Genomic DNA, 19,058 nt, shown 5'->3' on the forward strand with positions numbered 1-19,058 from the left:
ATGCGGATCACGGTCGTAGGCGGTGGCGTGATCGGGCTGCTCACCGCGATCGAATGCGTCCGGACCGCTGGGGTGGAACAGGTCGATCTCGTCGACGCCGGCCCGATCCCGTCGCCGTCGGCGACGTCGAACGACCGGCTGCGGGTGGTCCGCGCGTTGCACCGTGGTGAACCGGCGCTGACCACCGCGGCCGCGGCCTCGCACGACGGCTGGCTGGACGTCGAACGTCTGGTCGGTACGCGCTTCTACCACCCGACCGGTGCGCTGACCGCGATGTCGCCCGAGAATGCATCGGCTGAGCTTGCCGTGCTCACGGCCGCTGGCGCGAAGGCCTGGGCGTTGTCACCACTGGACCTGGCCAAGTGGTACCCGAAGGTCCACTTCCCTGAAGGGTCTGCCGGCGTGCTTGAAGCGACAGCCGGTGTGGTGTTGGCCGATCATGCGTTGGTCGCCATGGCCCGCTGGCTGGGCGCGCAGCCTCGGGTCCGGCTGCATCCGCATCGGCAAGCGGTCGCGGTGTGCGAGGTCGACGGAACTGGCGTGATCCGGTTCGCCGACGGCGGCACCCAGACCGCGGACAAGATCGTGGTGGCGACCGGGCCGTGGTCTCGTGAACTGCTGGCGGGTGAGGTCGGGTCCGACCTGACGCTGTATCGGCAGAGCGTTCTCTCGTACCGACCGCCGACCGGGCGGCGCAGTTGGTCCGACATGCCTGCCGTCCTGGGGCTCGGTCCGGACGCCGACGCCTGGTTCATGCCGACGGTGCCGCTGTCGGATGCGCCGATGCGGTTGAGCGCGGCGAGCGCCTGCCGCCCGGTGGAGGCGATGACCGACCGGGTCACTCCCGACCAGTGCCGCCAACACCTCATCGACGTGTTCTCCCAACTGCTGCAGGGCTTTGACCCCGCTGCGGTGGTCGGGTCCACCGACGGCTTCTACCTGTCCGAACGGACTCGCGGTGGGCCGCTGCTAGCGGCGTACGGCGCGGGAACGGTTTGGGCGTTTGCGGCCTGCGGCGGGATGTCCTTCAAGTTCGCACCCCAGATCGCCAAGGCGATCGCCGATCGTGCTGTGGGCGCGTCACCCCGCCCGACCGGTCTCGACTCGATCGACAGGCCGCGCCAGCTCGCCGCGGTCGGTGAGGAGTAGGTCATGCTGTGTTGGTCACAATGAAGTTGCTCGCGTTGGAGGCCGTGCAGAACGCACGCTACTACCAGTCCCGCTACCAGCAGGTCGAGGAGTTCGGCGGCACCCTGTTCGTGCTCAACGGACTCGGCGAACCCGGCTACTGGCCGGCCGATCGGTACCGGATCGCCGGCTCCAAGCACATCGACGACATCATCGCCGCGGCTCGCGAGTGGCATGCCGTCGAAGGGTTCCACGGCGTCCTCACCTTCTCCGAGTCCGGGGTGCTCACGGTCGCCGCGGTGGCCGAGGCGCTCGGACTGCCCAGCGTCGGACTGGACGTGGCCAGGGTCAGCAGAAACAAACTCCTGATGCGGGAGGCCCAGGAACGCGGCGGCGCGCCGGTACCGCAGTACCGGCTGGTGCCTGATCTGGCGGCGGCGCTGGCGGCGGCCGACGAGTTCGGCTACCCGATCATTCTCAAGCCGACGTTAGGTGCTGCGAGCAACTTCGTGTTCAAGATCGACAGCCCGGACGAGCTGCGGACCCGGTTCCCGCAGGCGGTTGCCGGGATGGCCAGGATGTCGTGGTTCCGGATGGAGGCCGAGGGCATCGATCTCGGCCCGTACGGACTGCTGGTCGAGTCGTTCCTGGACGGGCGGGAGATGCAGATCGAGGCGGTCGCCTGGGACGACGAGGTGTACCTCGGGTCGATCGTCGACCGGATCACGATCGAGGGCAACACCTTCGACGACGACGCGCACCAGGCACCGACCACGCTCGACGCCGACCAGCTGGCCGCAGTACACGAGGTCGTTGCCACCGCGGCACGTGCGCAAGGTCTGCGCCGCAGCGTGATGCACGCGGAAGTTCGTTTCCACCAGGGCAAGCCGCACATGCTGGAGATCGCGGTACGGCCGGGCGGTGGCGGGCTGGACTACTTCGCGAGGCTGAGCACCGGCTACTGCCCGATCCGGGCTCTGATGGCCGTCTCCGCTGGGGTGAAGCCCGAAGTCCGGCACTACCACCCGACCGGCGTACACCTGGCCGGCACTTGCCTGATCAGTGGGCCCGGCCGGATCGAGCAGATCACCGTGCCGCCCGAAGTGGCCGACGACGACCGGGTGTTCTTCCTCAAGATCACGGCCAAACCGGGTGACGTCGTCCGGCGTCCGCCCGACGGCAACAACATCCTCGGCTTCCTGTGCACCAGCGGATCGACCTTCGAGGAGGCGATCCAGACGGCGTACGAGTTCGCCGCACAGATCGACGTCCGCCTGGCGTTGCCGGCCACCGCCTGACCGACCCACGAGCCGACCTACCGCAAGCTGTTGAAGAAAGGTGACCTGATGTCCACAACGCTGACCACACAGGATTCCGACCAGCCGTCCGAGGCCCGCCGGCCGGTCAAGGGTGGCGTCGTCACCTGGGCCTGCAACCCCGGCTTCCCGCCGGCCGCGATCTTCCCGTTCACGCCGCGGGAACGGATCGGGATCCGCAACCTGTACGAGTTCCAGATCCTGATGTTCCGCCCGCTGTACTGGCTCGGCCGCGACGGCGCCCCCGAGGTCGACCCCGACCTGAGCCTGGCCTGCCCGCCGGAGTGGAGCGACGACGGGCTGAGCGTCACCGTCACGCTGAAGCCCTGGCAGTGGTCCAACGGCGAACCGATCTGCGCCGACAACGTGATGTTCTGGGTGAACATGATGGCGGTGAAGGGCGACCGGCTCGGGTACTACGTACCCGGCTACTTCCCGGACAACCTGTCGTCGTACGAGAAAGTTGCCGAGGACAAGGTTCGGTTCACCTTCGACCAGGTGTACTCCAAGACCTGGGTGGAGATGAACCAGCTGTCGCTGATCACCCCGATGCCGAAGGCCTGGGACCGCACCGCGGACGGACCGGCGCACGCGTCGTTCGACAAGGACGACATCCCGGCGGTCTACGACTACCTGGTCTCGGAGAACGGCGACTGGACCGAGGAGGCCAACCTGCACCGCGGCCGCTGGGCCGACAGCCCGGTCTGGAGCGTCGTCAACGGCCCATGGAAGCTGAAGAGCTACACCATGGACGGCATGGTCACCTTCGTCCCGAACGAGCTGTACTCCGGCCCGAACAAGCCGCAGCTGGACGAGTTCCGGCAGGTCCAGAACGACACCGACGAGCTGATGTACCAACGCCTGCTGGCCGGTCCGAAGGCCGAGGACGGCATCCAGATCGGCTACCTGCCGCCCGGGATGGAGGTCACCGACGGGGGTCCGGATCCGCTCGCGGACCTGTACCGCGTCGTACCGCAGGACGTGTTCGTGGTCCGGTACATGCCGTTCAACTTCGACAACGACTCCACCGCGGCCGCGATCTACAAGCACACCTACGTGCGGCAGGCGCTGCAGATGTGCCTGGACCAGGACCGCATCATCGCGGAGGTCTTCAACGGCAACGCCTACCGGATGGACGGCCCGATCCCGCCGTCACCGGCCAACCCGCACGTGTCGCCGAAGCAGCTCAAGGACCCGATGCCGTTCGACCCCGAGGCCGCGAACGCGCTGCTCCAGGCGCACGGATGGGACACCAGCACCTTGCCCGCCGGCTGCGTGCAGCCTGGCGAGGTCGCCGGTTGCGCCGGCGAGGGTGTCGAGATCGGCGACCGGATGTCCTTCACGATCCGGTACGTCGAGGGCAAGGACGCGCTGCTCAACCTGTTGAAGATCTTCGCCGACGACGCGGCCAAGGCCGGGATCGAGCTCAAGCTGGAGCCCGTCTACGGCTCGGTGATGGTGGCCGAGGACCACGCCCCGAACCAGCCGGCCAAGCGGTTGTGGGAGATCAACACCTGGAACGGCGGCTGGTCGTACTACGGCCACCTGACCGGTGAGATGCTGTTCCGCACCGGCGGCGGCAGCAACTTCGGCGACTACTCCGACCCGAAGGCCGACGAGCTGATCGACCGGACCGTGCACAGCGACGACCCCGAGGCGCTGTACGAGTACCAGGACTACATCGCCGAGCAGGTCCCGACGATCTGGTCGCCCGGCTTCCCGAACCGGATGTTCGAGGTCGCGAAGAACCTGCACGGTGTCGAGCCGGTCAACCCGTACGGCCTGATCAACCCGGAGAACTGGTACTACGTCGAGGAGTGACCCACCGCTCCCCCGGCAACGAAAGCGCCGCCCCAACCTCATCGGCCGGGGCGGCGCTTTCGTTTCTCACCGCCGACATTGTGCACGCCCTGAGCGTTCTGGCGGGCCAGATCTGCTCAGCTGATGCACAAGGTGGGTCGGTTCAGGACTTCGGCAGCGGTGTGGTCGCGGCCGGCAGGTGATGCATACCGCGCAGCAGCGTGCTGGGCTCCCACTCCAGGAACTTCGGGTCCGCGGTCATCCGCAGGTCCGGGAAGCGTTCCAGCAGCCGGGTCAGCGCGATGTTGGTCTGCATCTTGGCCAGCGGCTGACCGATGCAGAAGTGCGGACCGTGGCCGAAGCCGAGAACGCCCTTGGGACGGCGGTCCAGGTCCAGCTTGTTCGCGTTCGGGTACTGCTCGTCGTCGCGGTGCGCCGACAGGATCGACAGCGCCAGGATGCTGTTCTCCGGCACCACGGTGTCGCCGATCGGGATGTCCTCCAGGGAGAACCGGAAGGTGGCCACGCCGACGCCGCCGTCGTACCGCATCAGCTCGTCGATCGCGTGCGACATGATCGACAGGTCGCCGCGCAGCCGCTCCATCGCGTCGGGGTTGGTGAGCAGGCTGAGGATCGCGTTCGACAGCGTGTGCTGCGAGGTGATGTGACCGGCCACGGTATAGAGGAAGATCATCGCGACGAGTTCGTCGTCGGTCAGCCGGTCCCCGTCCGGGTTGCCGGCGATCATCGCGCTGACCATGTCGTCACCGGGGTTCTTGCGCTTCATCTCGATGATCGCGTGGCCGTACTCCTGCACGTTCTTCGAGGCGTTCTCGACCACCTCCGGCGGGTGCCCGGCGCCGACCAGCTCGACCGCCCACTGCTGGAACCGTTCCCGGTCCTCGAACGGGATGCCGAGCACGTCGCAGATGATCACGATCGGCAGCGGCTGGGCGAACTCGCCGACCAGGTCGACGTCGTCGCGACCCTCCAGCTTGTCCAGGTACTGCGCGACCAGCTCCTCGATCCGGTCGCGGAAGTTCTCCATCCGCTTGAGCGTGAACGCCTTGCTGACCAGGGAACGCAGCCGGGTGTGCCGGGGCGCGTCGGTGTTCAGCATGTGCTGGGACAGCTCGTCGTCGAAGCCGACGTCGGGCTTGTCGGTCTCGACGTAGGTCCCGGTGTGACGGGCGAACATCTCGTTCATCCGGGTGCCGTCCTTGCTCACCCGCGGGTCTTGCAGCAGCGTCCGTACGTCGGCGTACCGGGTGACGAGCCAGACATCGGCTCCGTGCGGGAAGACCACGTGGTGCACGCGGCCGGCTTTCCGGTAGGGCTCGAGGATCTCGTACGGCCTCTGCATGAAGTCGTCCGGGATTCGATCGAGTCCCTGGTGGATTTCGATGGTCATATGGTCCGATCCTCCTACCTGCAGGGCATGACGACAGGGGCGTACATGCGCTGAGCGATGTCTCGCCGTCACCTCACAAGAGGCATCGGGGAAAGGGCCCTGATACGCCTTGTTTTGTTGCCTTCAAACCCTGTCGGTCCGGCCTTTCGCGCGGTAGCGTGCGGGACCAAATGTCCACCGGCAAAACCGCCGGAGCCTCCCGCCTGCCCGGAACCAAGGGGTGAAGTACCGATGAGTGAAGAAGTCGACCGCGAACCGGCATCGACCGAACAACCGGGCGCCGGCCTGGGCGCGATCGCGACCTGGCGCCAGACGTCGCTCACGTCGAAGGCCCTGCTGTTCGGTGTGTTCGTCAACCGGCTGGGCGCCTTCCTGCAGATCTTCCTGGTGCTGTTCATGACGCACCAGGGCTTCACGGCCGGCCAGGCCGGTTTCGCCCTGGGCGTCTACGGCGCCGGCCATGTGCTCGGCTCGTTCGTCGGCGGCTGGCTGACCGACCGGCTGAGCGCGCGTGCCGCGACCCTGATCAGCATGCTCGGCTCGGCCGCGCTGATCGTCTCGCTGCTGTACATCAACACCTACTGGCTGATCCTGATCGCGATCCTGGTCGTCAGCACGGTCAGTCAGCTGAACCGGCCGGCCGCGCAGGCGATGCTGGCCGAGCTGACCAAGCCCGGCCAGCTGGTGATGACGATGGCGATGTACCGGCTGGCGATCAACCTGGGTACCGCGGTCACCCCGATCGTGGGTGTGGCGCTGGTCTCGATCTCGTACAGCCTGCTGTTCTACGCCGAGGCGGCCGCGGCCGTGCTCTACAGCGCGATCGCGTGGAAGTACCTGCCCGGCAAGGCGAGTCCGGAGGATCGGGCCGAGGCCGCTGCCGCGAGGGCCGCGGAGAAGAAGCAGGGCTACCGCGCCGTACTGTCCGACTGGCGCTACGACTTCTACCTGGCTGCCGTGTTCCTGGTGACCATCGTCTACACGCAGTACATCGCGGTACTCCCGCTGGCGATCGTGGACGAGGGCCTCAGCTTGTGGTGGTACAGCGCCGTCGTCTCGGCCAACGCCATCGTCGTGGCGGTGTGCGAGGTGCCGGCGACGAAGTACGTGCAGAAGTGGCCGCTGCGGATCACCGCCATCGCCGGCTTCGGACTGGTCGCGGTCGGGTACGGCGTCTACGCGATCGCGCTGATTCCGGCGCTGCTGATCGTCGGCACGATCATCTGGACGGCGTCGGAGATCATCGGCGCCCCGACCACCTTCGCCTATCCCGGCATGGTCGCGCCGCCGCACCTGCGCGGCCGGTACTCCGGCGCCATGCTGACCGTTTTCGGCCTCGGCAACGCGGTCGGCCCCGCAGTCGGCGTCTGGGCGTGGTCCCACGTCGGCCAGACCTTCTGGCTCTGGGCAGCCGGCGTAGCAGTCCTCTCCGCAGTCTGCGCCCGCATCGGCATGCGCCGCCCCGACGAAGCTCCCGCCAAGACCCCCGAGCCCTCCACCGGCGGTCCCACTCCCGAACCCGCCACCTGAGCAACTGCTTCTACAACGTGAAACGGTCCGGCCGGGAGGCCGGACCGTTTCTCTTGTTCCAGCTGTTACTTGACCGGGATCGCCTGGCCGGGTTGAGCATCGGAGTCTTCCGGCAGGACGTGGAGGCAGCAGCCGACCGAGGCGCCGCCGTGGAGTCGGATCACCTCGAGATCCGACTCCACCGTCGCCGCCCGCGCGAACACACCGCCGAACCCGTTGACGACCGTGAACACACCCCAGTTCACCAGCCACGGCACCGGATCACCCTCGGGCATCGGGAAGTACTCCACCACCGGCCGGATCCGCCGCTGAATGACCCAGGCACCATCGACGGCCGCCCGGACCTTCTCCTCCCACAGCTCCTTGCTGGTGTCCTTCCGCCACCCCAGCAGCACCCCTTCGCCACCGTGCAGCGACGTCGGCTTGAGCACCAGCTCTTCCTGGTGGCTCAGCACGTAGTCGATCAGCTCGACCCGGCTGCCGTCCTCCAGCGTCACCTGCTCGGAGCGGACCATCCGCGTCCACGGCAGGAGCCGGTCAAGAGCGGTCAGCGTCCGCTCGTCGAAGTACTTGCGGTTCGCCTCGTCCGACAGCATCGCCAGCGCGCTCTTGCTGGCGAACATCTCCGAGTCCAGCGGGGTGAAGATCTTCACCTCGCCACGCGCCGCCGCGTCCAGCACCGGCTCCATCAGCGCCAGCGAGTCCGGGTCCTCGAGGTCTTCCAGCATGAACAACCGCTGAATGATGTCGAGTCGCTGGCCGTGCAGCCAGACCCCGCCGTCCCGCACCTCGAGCTGGCCGATGTGCCCGTAGATGCTCTCGATCCCCATCTGGTTCAGGCGGCCCGAGAAGTGCTCCATGTACGGCTCGAGCGTCTCGTAGCTGGCCGGCCAGTCGACGGTGCCCATCACCGGCCGCGACCCGCGCTCGAACCCGCTCTCCACCAGCATGTTGTTGACCTGCTCGCGCATCGTGTCGACGTACCCGAGCCGGTGCTTCTCGGCGAACTCCGCCAGTACCGGCTGGTCCAGCAAGGCGCGGGCCATGTCCGACTGGTCGATGCCACCGAGCGCGCTGCCCATGTTGAACTCGAGCAGCTTGAAGCCGGTCTCGTCCAGGTACAGGTCAGCGCGGCTCTGCTTGGTGACCGACGTCCCGCGACTGCGCAGTACGGCGGAGATCTGGACGTCGGTGAGTCCGACCGCCTTGCCGAACGCGGCCAGGTCGCCGCCGTACACCTTGTCGGGCAGGCTGATCAGCGCCGCGTGCATGGTGAGGATGTCGTCCGCCAGCTGCTCGGCCTCCTCGGCGCCGAGGAACAGCGGCCGGGACAGCCAACGGCCGCCGTAGAAGGACTGCAGCCCGACGGACTCCGGTTGCGTGCTGACGAGTTCGCCGGCCGAGATCCCGCGCCGTTTGATCTCGTCCAAGTACTGTGCCGTGAGTTCAGCTCGGCTCAAGCCGGTAACCATGTCAGGACCTCCGGGGTGGGCTGGGCGAAGCCAGAACGGCTCCTGCTCGGACAGAGACCTCCGGGCGGCTGCGGAAATACACTCCCCCGCCCAGGTATCTGATCGGGCCCCTGGCGCGCTCTTGTCGGCATGGACCTCATCACCGAGCTCGGCACCTCGACGGCCACGGCCGGCCACCCGTCCGGCGTGGTCGCGCGGCGGAGTACCGTCCGCCACTACCTGATGTGCCCGCCGACCCACTTCGACGTCACCTACTCGATCAACCCGTGGATGGATCCGGGCAAACCGACCGACCAGTCGATCGCGATGTCCCAGTGGCAACGGATCCACGACCAGCTGGTCGACCTCGGCCACACGGTCGACCTGATCCCGCCACTGCCCGGGCTGCCGGACATGGTTTTCGCCGCCAACGGCGCCACCGTGTACGGCGACCGCGCGCTGGTCGCCCGGTTCCGGTTCCCCGAGCGGGTCGCGGAGTCGGCGGGCTACCTGGACTGGTTCGCCGCCCGTGGACTCTCCGTCCAGCAAGCGACCCGGCAGAACGAAGGCGAAGGCGACTACCTGGCCGCCGGACCCTGGTTGCTGGCCGGCAACGGCTTCCGTACCGACCGCCGCGCGCACGTCGAGACCGAGGAGTACTTCGGCCGCGCGGTGATCGGCCTGACCTTGGTGAACGACAAGTTCTACCACCTGGACACGGCGCTGGCGGCACTGGACGAGCGCACGATCATGTACTACCCGGACGCCTTCACCCCTGGCAGCCAGGCGATCCTGCGTGAGCTCTTCCCGGACGCCATCATCGCCACCGCCGAGGACGCCGAGGCCTTCGGCCTGAACGCGGTCTCGGACGGCGAGCACGTGCTGATGCCGGAAGGTGCGGCCAACCTGACCGCCCAGTTGCGCAACGCGGGTTTCGAGCCGATCGGGATGGACGTCTCGGAGCTGCTGCGGGCCGGCGGCGGGGTGAAGTGCTGCACGCTCGAACTGCATGACCAGAGGGCCCAGTGATCGACTACAACGGCAGGAGGTTCCGTGATGCCGCGCACGCCGACGGCGATGGACCCGTCGCGGCGTACCGGCAGCACGGTGACCTCCTGTGGGCCGACTTCAGCGGCGGCCGGGTACGGCGTGGGTCGCTGAGCGGCCTGTGCCATCCGGACGGCACCCTCGAGTTCACCTACACGATGGTGCTTGCCGACGGCACGTTGCTGGCCGGCCATTGCGAGAGCACGCCCGAAGTGCTGCCCGGTGGGCAGATCCGGCTGCACGAACGCTGGGAGCGGTACGGACCCCAGGCAGCCACCGGTGTCTCCCAGCTCGACGAGATCGTCGAACCGGCAGACCTGTCGCGTGTATCAGGGCAAGGATGAGAAGTCCTCTGCTTGTCATGGATCACGTCGCCGCCGTCCCTGCCGGCAGAGCCGTCGGGGACGGCGATCTGACCGTCCTGCTGACCAGCGTCTCGTCGGACTCGCACACCTGGAACCTGGTGTTCCTGCAGCTGGTACTGGAAGAGCTCGGCCATCGGGTGCACAACCTCGGGGCCTGCGTTCCGGACGAGCTGCTGGTCACCGAGAGCCTGCGGCTGCGCCCCGACCTGGTGGTGGTCAGCACGGTCAACGGACATGGTTTTCACGACGGTCTGCGGGTGATCGGCCAGTTCCGGGGCCACCCGGAACTGACTCGCATCCCGACCGTGATCGGCGGCAAGCTCGGCATCGCCGGACCTGGTTCGGAGTTCAGCCAGGCCGAGCTGATGGCCGCGGGGTTCGATGCGGTCTTCGACGACGGCACCGGGCTGACCGCCTTCCAGTCGTTCGTCGGCCGGCTCGCAATTGGCGCCGCTCCAGCAGGCCCGGTGGGCGCCGTCGCGGACCCGGGGTACGGCGCGTGAGCCTCGCCTCCACCGGCTCGTTCGGTGACTTCGTCGCGCGCGCCCACGCGGCCGGCAAGCTCGTCGTCCAGCCGCGGATGGGGGTCAGTGATGCCGATGCGATGCGCGCGGGCCTGCTGCTCACCAAGGCCTCGGCAGCGACCACGGTCGGCACCATCACGCTCGACAGCTACACCCGTACCGGGGACGACGCCAGCGCCCGAGCCTCGCTCGCGGCCGGAGTCGAGCTGAACGGCTACCCCATCGTCGCGCACGACGCGGCGACCACGCGTGGCGTGCTGGACGGTGTGGTCGGTCCCGACTTTCCGGTCCAGATCAGGCACGGGTCGCCGCTGCCGGAGTCGATCATCGCCGCACTGATCGACGCGGGCCTGCACGCGACGGAGGGCGGGCCTGTCTCGTACTGCCTGCCCTACAGCCGGGTGCCGCTGACCGAGTCGATCCCCAACTGGGCTCGCAGCTGCGAACTGCTGGCCGGCGTACGCAGTACAGGGGTCGAGCCGCACATCGAAAGCTTCGGCGGCTGCATGATGGGCCAGCTCTGCCCGCCCGGACTGCTGGTCGCGTTGAGCGTGCTGGAGTGCATGTTCTTCCGCCAGCACGGCATTCGGAGCGTGTCGCTGAGCTATGCGCAGCAGACCGACCCGGACCAGGATGCCGAGGCAGTACTGGCGATGCGCCGCCTGGCCACCCAGTGGCTGCCCGACATCGACTGGCACGTCGTCATCTACACCTACATGGGTGTCTACCCACGGACGCCGGACGGAGCCTCCCGGCTGCTCGAAGAGGCGGCCCGGCTGGCGGTCCGGACGGCTTCGGCGAGGCTGATCGTGAAGACGGTTGCCGAGGGCTACCGGATCCCCACCTTCGCCGAGAACGTCGCCGCGCTGGAGACCGCCGCGGCCGCCGCCGATCGCTGCACCAGGATCATCGGCGATGTCCTCGACACCGGGATCCACGCCGAGGCGAGCGCCTTGATCGAGGCGGTCGTCAGCCTCGACCCCGACGTCGGCGCGGCCCTCGTCAGCGCGTTCCGCCGCGGATACCTCGACGTGCCGTACTGCCTGCACCCGGACAACGCGGGCCGGACCCGCAGTCATCTGGACAGCTCCGGACGGCTGCAGTGGTCGGCCATCGGGTCGATGCCGATCCGCGAGGTGGTCGGCGCGACCGAGGCGACCAAGCTGACCGCCGCGGGGCTGCTCACCTCGCTGTCGTACATGGAGCGCAAGTTCGACAACGCCAGTCTCGAGCAGGAATACCGGGCCGCGCCCCGGCCGGACGAACTCACAGGGAGCACAGCAGATGACCGAGACCCGGATCCCCCCAGCCCAGGCCGAAGCCCGGCTGCCCGCCAGTCCGCGTGAGCACCTGACCTCGCCGGTCACCCGCTCGGTGCTGGTGATTCAGAACAAGATGCTGGCCGCGACCCGCACGTTCCTGGCCGGCCGGGGATTCACCGAGCTGCTGCCGCCGATCATCGGCCCGGTCACCGACCCGGGCGCCCGCGGCGCGAAGCAGGTCGACGTGGACTACTACGGTTTCCGGTACAAGCTGATGACGAGTGCGATCCTCTACAAGCAGGCCGCGCTGACGTCGTTCGACAAGATCTTCTTCATCGCCCCGAACATCCGGCTAGAGCCGCTGGAGACCGCGTCGACCAGCCGGCACCTGGCCGAGTTCCACCAGATCGACATCGAGATGGCCCACGCCGGCCGCGACGACGCGATCGCGCTGGCCGAGGACCTGGTCAAGCACGTTGTCGAGCGGGTCCTGAGCGACCTGCCCGCCGAGCTGCAAGCCGTCGGCCGGGACGCCGGTGCGCTGGCCGAGGTGCTGACCGGCGCCTTCGGCCGTCGGACGCACGCGACCGCGGTGGCAGACCTGCAGGCGATCGACCACGACCAGAGCCCGGACGCGGAGATCGACTGGGTCGGCGAGGCGAAGCTGTCGCAGCAGGTGGACCGGCCGTTCTTCGTCACCGACTACCCGAAGGGCTCGCGCGGCTTCTACGACAAGGAAAGCCTCGACCAGCCGGGCATGCTGCGCAACTTCGACCTGATCGCCGCCGAGGGGTACGGCGAACTGTGCAGCGGCAGCGAGCGTGAGCAGGACTACGCCACCATCGTGTCGCGGATGCGCGAGACGGCCGAGAACCCGGCGAAGTACGCGTGGTACCTGCAGATGCTGCGCGACGGCGTCCCGCCCAGCGCCGGTTTCGGGCTCGGCCTGGAACGGTTCACCCGGTACGTCGCCGGGCTCGACTCGGTCTGGCAGGCCAGCGCCTTCCCCAAGGTCCCGGGGATCGCCTCGCCGTGAGGCCCACCTGGGCGCGAAGATGTCCGGCATGACGGACGCAACCACCCAGCCGGCCGGCCGCCTCAGCCTCGGCCAGGGCACGGCCCTGTACGTCGGGGCCGTGCTGGCCACCGGCGTGATAGCCCTGCCCGCCCTCGCTGCCGACGTAGCGGGCCCGGCGTCGTTGCTTGCCTGGATCGGTCTCGCGCTGGTGTCCGCTCCCCTGGCAGCAACGTTCGCTGCGCTGGGTGCGCGCTACCCGGACGCTGGTGGCGTTGCGACGTACGCGCGGCTGGCGTTCGGGGACAAGGCGGCCGCAGTCGTCGGGTGGTGCTTCTACCTGTCCGTACCCGTCGGTGGTCCAGCAGCCGCGCTCTGGGCCGGTAGTTACGTCGAGGCCGGTGTAGGCGGCGGTCAGACGACGGTGCTCGCGACCATGATGGTCCTGCTGGTAGCAGTACCGGCCACGAACGCCTTCGGGATCCAGGTGACCGGCAGGGTGCAGATTGCCCTGGCAGCCTTGCTCACTGTCTTCCTGGTCGGAGCAGTCGCGCTGTCGCTGCCGCATGCGGACCTGGGCAACCTGCAGCCGTTCGCGCCGCATGGCTGGCAGGCGATCGGCCCAGCCGCAGCACTGCTGGTGTGGAGCTTCGTCGGCTGGGAGGCCGTCACGCACTTGACTGCTGAGTTCCGCAACCCGGCCCGCGACGTACCGCGAGCTACTGCCATCGCGGTCGTCGTGGTCGGCGTGCTCTACCTCAGCGTCGCCTTCGCCACCATCACGGTTCTCGGGGAGGGCGCCGCCGAGACCGGTGCGCCACTAGGCGACCTTCTGGCCATCGGTCTCGGCGGCAACTCCCGCATCCTGGCCGCCGTTGCCGCACTCCTACTCAGCTTCGGCGCCATGAACGCGTATTACGCGGGCGCCTCCAAGCTGGGCGCCGCCTTGGCCCGCGACGGCTCCCTGCCTGCGTGGCTGGCCCAGGGCAGCGCCGCCGGCGAGATACCGCGCCGCAGCCTCGCACTGCTCTGCAGCATGTCGATCACCACCGCCCTGATCGTGATGGCGGCCGGCATCGGCCCGTCTCCCCTTGTACTCCTCACCACCGGCCTCTTCGTCACCGTGTACGCCGTCGGTGTCGCCGCAGCCGTCAAGCTCCTCCCCCGAGGCACCAAGGCCCGCCGTGCTGCCCTGGTAGCGCAGGGCGCCGTGGTGGTCCTCCTCCTGATGGCAGGCCCGTACCTGATCTGGGCCCTGCTCGTCACCGCAGCCGCCCTCCTCTACCGCCGGCTGGCCGGGCCGCGAGCTCAGCGACGTCCATAAAGCGCTTGCATGCCGAGGACGTCGCCGCGACCGAGGGTGCGCATGTGGCCGCTGCAGCGTCTGATGCCGGGGTACATCGTCTGGTTGAGGTCCTCGGGGGCGCTGAGGTTCACCAGCCCGTACACATGGCCGATCTCGTGGGTCAGAACGGATTCCACGTCGTAGCGCCAGCGCTGCTGGTCCGGCGGAAACGCCGGGTCGCAGGCGGGATCGTCACCCGGCCGGTAGGTCCAGTTGTAGTCGGCGTCGTTCATCCGGATGTCGGCCGAGACCGCTCGCGTGACACCGTGGCGAGTCTCGGCCCAGGTGCAGGTCCAAGCCAGAGTCGCCTCGAGGAAGTCGCCCGGTAGGTCGCCGGTGTCGATGACGTTGTGGCCGTCGGAGTCGCCGCACGTGGTCTGGCCGTCGGCGTACACGAAGTTGCCCTGCCTGGCGGTGTGGCCGATGAAGGCTCCTCTCGCATGGGTCCGGCCGCTCATGCCGCAGGTGTTGCGTCCTTGGGTCATGTTGGCGGTGGAGCGTCGAGCCGCTGCGTCGAAGTCGGACTGTCGGTTGGTGGCGAGCGCGGTGCCCTTCGTCGTACGGAACAGCCAGGGTTTGTCCCATTTGTACGGACGTAGTTGATAGCTGTCGCGTTCGCACGCCCCGGGACCCGGCAGGTCCTGGAACTGCTCCGGCGCCGGATGCTTCGTGGTGGTCACCCGGCCTTGCTCGTCCGTGGTCAGCGAGTAGGTGCGGGCACCATCGGGAAACAACAGGTCCATGGTGACGCTGCCCCCAGGTGCCTGTACTGGAAGGGCAACGCCGTCACCGGCATCCATCAGCCTGCCGATGGCGCCGCACTCCTGCACGGACCGAGCATCCAGTGCGGCGGACGGCAGGACACCTCCCGGCAAGCGGCACGGACTGGCGGTGGCGGTGGCACCGGCTGCGGACAGTGGAACTGAGCTGACGCCTAACGTGAAGGCCGTCAGGAGTGTGAGCGCGCGTGCGGAATTCATGGTCTGCCCCCCAGGGCTGAAGAAAGTAGGCCTCCCCAGTACCAGTGGGAGGGACGGCGTGACGGTCAGTGATACGGCCGTCCGGAGGGCGGACCGGCGGGTTCGTATTTTCGGGGGTCGGCCACAGCCTCTGGTGGGCAAAGGCCGATCGAAGGAGAGCACCCTGCGCGCCGAGTCGTTTCCCGAGGCAGCTGTCCGAAGCCGGGCCCGAGCCGGTGCTGCCGATGCGTTTCCGCCCGCGGACCAGTACGGGCACTCGCTGTTCGGCGCCGACACCAGCGGTACGGATCCGTCCTGCCTGATCGACCGGTTGCGGCTGGTGCCACCGGTTTTCGTCCCGCAGCGGCTGGCCCAGCTCGTCGAACTGGCCCGCGAGCCGGTGTACCGGGACGTCGTACTGGAGACCCGGATCGGTGGGTTCCGGTCCGCTTTGCCCTTGTACGTCTCGGCTTTCGGCTCGACCGAGGCGGCCAGTGTCGCCCTCGGGATCGCGGCCAGCCGGCAGGCCGGGCGGCTGGGCATCCCGATGGTCGTCGGCGAGAACGTGATGCCGATGAACAGCTACGGCCGGCTCGAAGCCGACGCCGAACGCTCCCTGCTCGGCCGGATCAGCGCCTACCAGGCCGAGGCCCTCGACGGGTACGGCGGTGTCGTCGTCCAGCAGAGCACCGAGGACGCCGACGCCGAGGTGTGGAACCTGGTCTACAGCGACCCGAATGCCTTGCCCCTGTTGCAGTCCGGGCGACTCGCGTTCGAGCTGAAGGTGGGCCAGGGCGCCAAGCCAGGGCTCGGCGGGATGACGTTGATGGGCGCTGCCGCCGCCGAGCGACTCGCGGACGCGTACCTGATCGACCCCATCGCCGGCGACGGCCGCGTACTGCGCAGCAGCAGCCCCGGCACCTTCACCGAGGAGATCCTGCGACAGCAGATCCGGCTGATGCGCAACAACTATCCGCGAGCTCGCATCTGGGTGAAGTTGCCGCCCGCGCGTGATGTCGCGGCCGCGGCGGAGGTCGCCTGGGAAGCCGGTGCGGATGCCGTGACGGTCGATGGCGCGGAAGCCGGTACCGGCTGGGCCCCGCGCGCGTTCCTCGACCAGGTCGGTCTGCCACTCGGCGAGTGCTTGCGCCGCATCGGCAACAAACGAGCCGCACCAACCCCGACGCCGGCTCCGTCCTGCCTGCTGGTGTCAGGCCGGATGTGGGAAGGCGCGCGGGTCGCCAAGTGCCTGGCCCTCGGCGCGAACGCGGCCGGTCTGGGCCGGGCCGCGCTGATCGCGGTGGACACCGATCCCGAGCACGGCCTGACCAACCTCGTCGAGTGCCTCGCCCTCGAACTCCAGCTCCTCGTCAGTGCTCTCGGCAAGTACCACGTCGAAGCACTCGACCAGGACGACGTCTGGAGCCCGCCTGTGCTCTGATGTGCTTGGCTGTGATCGTCCGGAGGGCCTGCGTCCGAGGGGTTTCGGACGCAGGACCCACCGCTGTGGGCTAGGCCAGATGCCGGTTGCGGCCGAGCATCTCGGGCAGATCGCGCCGCGCGTGCGAGACGGTCTGCCGGCTGCGGACCAGCTGGACCAGCTCCTCGGTCGGCTCGACCCCGAGCTCGGAGGCCAGGCTCTTGCGGAAGAACTCGAGCCGCCGGATCGCCTCGACCACGTTGTCCTCGGCCAGGTGCACCTCGATCAGCACTCTGGTCGCGCTCTCCCGCAACGGCTCCAGCCGTACCGCGGCCATCGCGGCCTCGATCGCCTCGGCGTACCGGCCCTCGCAGGTCAACGCCTGAGCGGTCAGCTCGAGTGCGTGCAACTGCAACTGGCGAAGGCGTTCCCGGCCCAGCAGCACCCAGTCGTCGTACCAGCCCGGTAGCAGCTCGCCCATCGTGGCCAGCGTCGGCAACAGACCCTGGTCGGCACCACACTCGCCTTCGTTGATGACTCGGCGAATGGCAGTGACGAGACGGCTGACGTCGACGTCGAGCGACTCGTCCAGGCGCAGCGTCTCGTCTCCGGTGACCAACGGGTACTTGCTCAGCTGGCGCAGCCGCCACAAGGCCGTTCGCAGGCACGCTTGGGCTTTCGAGTCCGAGACCTCCGGCCACAGCGTGCCGGCCACCTCTGCCCTGCTGGAGCGGCCGCGGAGCGCGACGTAGGCAACTACCCGCCGCGCGCTGAGCGGAATGGACAGCGTCTGCTGGTCGACGATGACCCGGAAGCCGTCGAGCAGCCGGAGTTTGGCCGCTTCCTGACTTTCCGTCGGCTCGGCGTCCTGGTCAGGACGCTCCGCTGCAACAGTTTCGAACTGCATATGCTCCCCCACAGGCATGAATTCCCACTTCTGGTGATGACTTGCCGACACTCCGTTACCGCGAGAGCTTTGGGCGGAATCGCCTCCCGGCCTGGGCATCGTCGATCTCCCCTTCCAGTGACCTCCGCATTACCTGCCGTGAAGTCTGAGGCGTCAACTAATCACAAGCAAGGCATTGGGGCAGGCGGGTATCTGTCAATTCCGGCGGCACACGTTGTATCACCCGTGACAGGTCGGCTCCTCTCGTTCGGTAGTGCTGACCCGGGAGGCAAACGCGTGGACGACGACAACATCGACGGTGTCGTGTTGCAGTTCGGTAGCGGCTTCCAGCCGTACCGCGAATACCTGATGGAGGGCGCCGCCAAACGCCGGCCGCTGTGGCTGATCGACGACGAACCGGCCGGCTGGCAACAGCCCTACCTGGCCGGCAGCACCGTGGTGCTGCCACTGCCGGGAGATGGTTTGGTCCTTGATCACAAGGCTTTGCTCGCGGCTGCGGAATCCGTTGCCCAAGCGCATCAGGTCCGCGGAGTCATCACCTACGACGAGCCGTCAGTGATCATCACGGCCTTGGTGGCCGACAAACTCGGGCTCCCCGGGTTGACGCCCGAGGGCGCGGAGGGCTGCCGCAACAAGGCCCGAACGCGGCAAGCGCTCACCGATGCCGGTCTTCCACAGCCGCGCTTCGCGGTGGTGACGACGGCCGAGGAGGCTGCCGCCGCGGCAGCGGAAATCGGCTATCCGGTGGTGGTGAAGCCGCGGGGAATGGCCGCCAGCATCGGCGTCGCGCTGGTCGACGGACCGGACGGGATCGCCGACGCGTTCAACCGAGCAGATGGTTCAAGCCGCAACGGTCCGGTGGAGTACCACGGCGGTGCGCTGATCGAAGAACTTGTCGACGGCCCCGAGATCAGCATCGACGGCGCGGTGGTGGCCGGCGAGTACCTGCCGTTCTGCATCGCCCACAAGCAACTCGGCCCGGCCCCGTACTTCGAGGAGATCGGCCATCTGGTCGACGGCAACGATCCGCTGCTGACCGATCCGGAGTTGCGCGAGCTGCTCCGGGCCGCCCACGCCGCGATCGGTGCGCCGTACGGGATCACCCACACCGAGGTCCGGTTCAGTGCGCGCGGCCCAGTGGTGATCGAGATCAACGGCCGGCTCGGCGGCGACCTGATCCCGTACGTCGGGAAACTTGCTACTGGCATCGATCCCGGGACGGTCCTGGTCGAGGTCGCCGAAGGCCTCCGGCCGGCCCTGGCGGCCGATCACCGGACCTGTGTGGGCATCCGGTTCTGCTATCCGCCCGAGGACTGCCGGGTGGTGGAGATCACCGTGCCCGCGCCGGGCGCGAGTCCCGGCCTGCTCGAGGCGCACCCGATGGTTGCCACCGGCGCCACGGTCCGGCTGCCACCGCGGGCTCATATCGGCCGGCACGCCTACGTCATCTGCACCGCGGACGATCCCGCCACCTGTGCCGACCGGCTGTCCGCCGCGGTGGATCTGGTCGAACTGAAGTACGACGCCCTGAACGAGACCGAGTATTCCGGACGGCCATGGTGAGCCGAGACCGTGTGA

The 19,058-nt window shown here is 68.3% G+C and carries 16 protein-coding genes; 12 read left to right on the forward strand and 4 right to left on the reverse strand.

Annotation, left to right across the window (positions count from 1 at the left end):
- Genes ACQPYM_RS26310 through ACQPYM_RS26320 form a run of 3 tightly spaced genes read left to right on the forward strand, consistent with a single transcriptional unit; the run spans position 1 to position 4,265 of the window.
- Positions 1-1,149 carry an NAD(P)/FAD-dependent oxidoreductase gene (locus ACQPYM_RS26310; RefSeq protein ID WP_433005152.1) on the forward strand — a complete coding sequence of 383 codons (1,149 nt, stop codon included), beginning with the start codon at positions 1-3 and terminating at the stop codon, positions 1,147-1,149.
- Positions 1,150-1,169: 20 nt separating this feature from the next.
- Positions 1,170-2,426, forward strand: a complete 1,257-nt coding sequence (locus tag ACQPYM_RS26315) for an ATP-grasp domain-containing protein (protein ID WP_433005155.1) — start codon at positions 1,170-1,172, stop codon at positions 2,424-2,426.
- A gap of 48 nt (positions 2,427-2,474) precedes the next feature.
- Entirely contained in the window at positions 2,475-4,265 is a 1,791-nt protein-coding gene (locus tag ACQPYM_RS26320; protein WP_433005158.1) for an ABC transporter substrate-binding protein, read from the forward strand.
- A 142-nt stretch (positions 4,266-4,407) separates the two neighbouring features.
- Here ACQPYM_RS26320 and ACQPYM_RS26325 read toward each other — a convergent pair whose 3' ends face one another.
- A complete protein-coding gene (locus ACQPYM_RS26325) occupies positions 4,408-5,655 on the reverse strand; it encodes a cytochrome P450 family protein (RefSeq protein ID WP_433005161.1) in 1,248 nt (415 codons plus the stop codon).
- Positions 5,656-5,886: 231 nt separating this feature from the next.
- Here ACQPYM_RS26325 and ACQPYM_RS26330 point away from each other — a divergent pair, with 231 nt between their 5' ends.
- Positions 5,887-7,185 carry an MFS transporter gene (locus tag ACQPYM_RS26330; protein ID WP_433005164.1) on the forward strand — a complete coding sequence of 433 codons (1,299 nt, stop codon included), beginning with the start codon at positions 5,887-5,889 and terminating at the stop codon, positions 7,183-7,185.
- A gap of 65 nt (positions 7,186-7,250) precedes the next feature.
- Here ACQPYM_RS26330 and ACQPYM_RS26335 read toward each other — a convergent pair whose 3' ends face one another.
- A complete protein-coding gene (locus ACQPYM_RS26335) occupies positions 7,251-8,645 on the reverse strand; it encodes a hypothetical protein (RefSeq protein ID WP_433005167.1) in 1,395 nt (464 codons plus the stop codon).
- A 141-nt stretch (positions 8,646-8,786) separates the two neighbouring features.
- Between ACQPYM_RS26335 and ddaH the strand changes: the two genes are divergently transcribed.
- The 6 genes from ddaH to ACQPYM_RS26365 are packed head-to-tail and all read left to right on the forward strand — an operon-like array spanning position 8,787 to position 14,173.
- Positions 8,787-9,665, forward strand: a complete 879-nt coding sequence (ddaH, locus tag ACQPYM_RS26340) for a dimethylargininase (protein WP_433005170.1) — start codon at positions 8,787-8,789, stop codon at positions 9,663-9,665.
- Positions 9,662-10,027, forward strand: coding sequence for a hypothetical protein (locus ACQPYM_RS26345; RefSeq protein WP_433005173.1), 366 nt, complete (start codon positions 9,662-9,664; stop codon positions 10,025-10,027). The genes ddaH and ACQPYM_RS26345 overlap by 4 nt, the downstream gene beginning before the upstream one ends.
- 17 nt (positions 10,028-10,044) lie before the next feature.
- Positions 10,045-10,551, forward strand: a complete 507-nt coding sequence (locus ACQPYM_RS26350) for a cobalamin B12-binding domain-containing protein (RefSeq protein WP_433005176.1) — start codon at positions 10,045-10,047, stop codon at positions 10,549-10,551.
- A complete protein-coding gene (locus tag ACQPYM_RS26355; protein WP_433005179.1) occupies positions 10,548-11,918 on the forward strand; it encodes a methylaspartate mutase in 1,371 nt (456 codons plus the stop codon). The genes ACQPYM_RS26350 and ACQPYM_RS26355 overlap by 4 nt, the downstream gene beginning before the upstream one ends.
- A complete protein-coding gene (locus ACQPYM_RS26360) occupies positions 11,857-12,870 on the forward strand; it encodes an asparagine synthetase A (RefSeq protein WP_433005182.1) in 1,014 nt (337 codons plus the stop codon). Before ACQPYM_RS26355 ends, ACQPYM_RS26360 begins: the two co-directional genes overlap by 62 nt.
- A 28-nt stretch (positions 12,871-12,898) precedes the next feature.
- Entirely contained in the window at positions 12,899-14,173 is a 1,275-nt protein-coding gene (locus ACQPYM_RS26365; protein ID WP_433005185.1) for an amino acid permease, read from the forward strand.
- Here the strand turns inward: ACQPYM_RS26365 and ACQPYM_RS26370 are convergent.
- Positions 14,158-15,174: a matrixin family metalloprotease gene (locus ACQPYM_RS26370; RefSeq protein ID WP_433005188.1), complete on the reverse strand. Its 1,017-nt coding sequence runs from the start codon at positions 15,172-15,174 to the stop codon at positions 14,158-14,160. The two genes, ACQPYM_RS26365 and ACQPYM_RS26370, sit on opposite strands and share 16 nt — an antisense overlap.
- Before the next feature lie 133 nt (positions 15,175-15,307).
- Here ACQPYM_RS26370 and ACQPYM_RS26375 point away from each other — a divergent pair, with 133 nt between their 5' ends.
- Positions 15,308-16,594 carry a glutamate synthase-related protein gene (locus ACQPYM_RS26375; RefSeq protein WP_433005191.1) on the forward strand — a complete coding sequence of 429 codons (1,287 nt, stop codon included), beginning with the start codon at positions 15,308-15,310 and terminating at the stop codon, positions 16,592-16,594.
- Between the two features lie 70 nt (positions 16,595-16,664).
- Here the strand turns inward: ACQPYM_RS26375 and ACQPYM_RS26380 are convergent, their stop codons facing one another.
- Positions 16,665-17,498, reverse strand: a complete 834-nt coding sequence (locus ACQPYM_RS26380) for an AfsR/SARP family transcriptional regulator (protein WP_433005194.1) — start codon at positions 17,496-17,498, stop codon at positions 16,665-16,667.
- A gap of 258 nt (positions 17,499-17,756) precedes the next feature.
- Between ACQPYM_RS26380 and ACQPYM_RS26385 the strand changes: the two genes are divergently transcribed.
- The gene (locus ACQPYM_RS26385) at positions 17,757-19,043 is read left to right on the forward strand and encodes an ATP-grasp domain-containing protein (RefSeq protein ID WP_433005197.1); all 1,287 of its coding nucleotides are present in this window, start codon (positions 17,757-17,759) and stop codon (positions 19,041-19,043) included.
- Positions 19,044-19,058: the final 15 nt, after the last annotated feature.

It is taken from the genome of Kribbella sp. CA-294648 (genome assembly GCF_050943845.1).
Taxonomy (GTDB): Bacteria; Actinomycetota; Actinomycetes; order Propionibacteriales; family Kribbellaceae; genus Kribbella.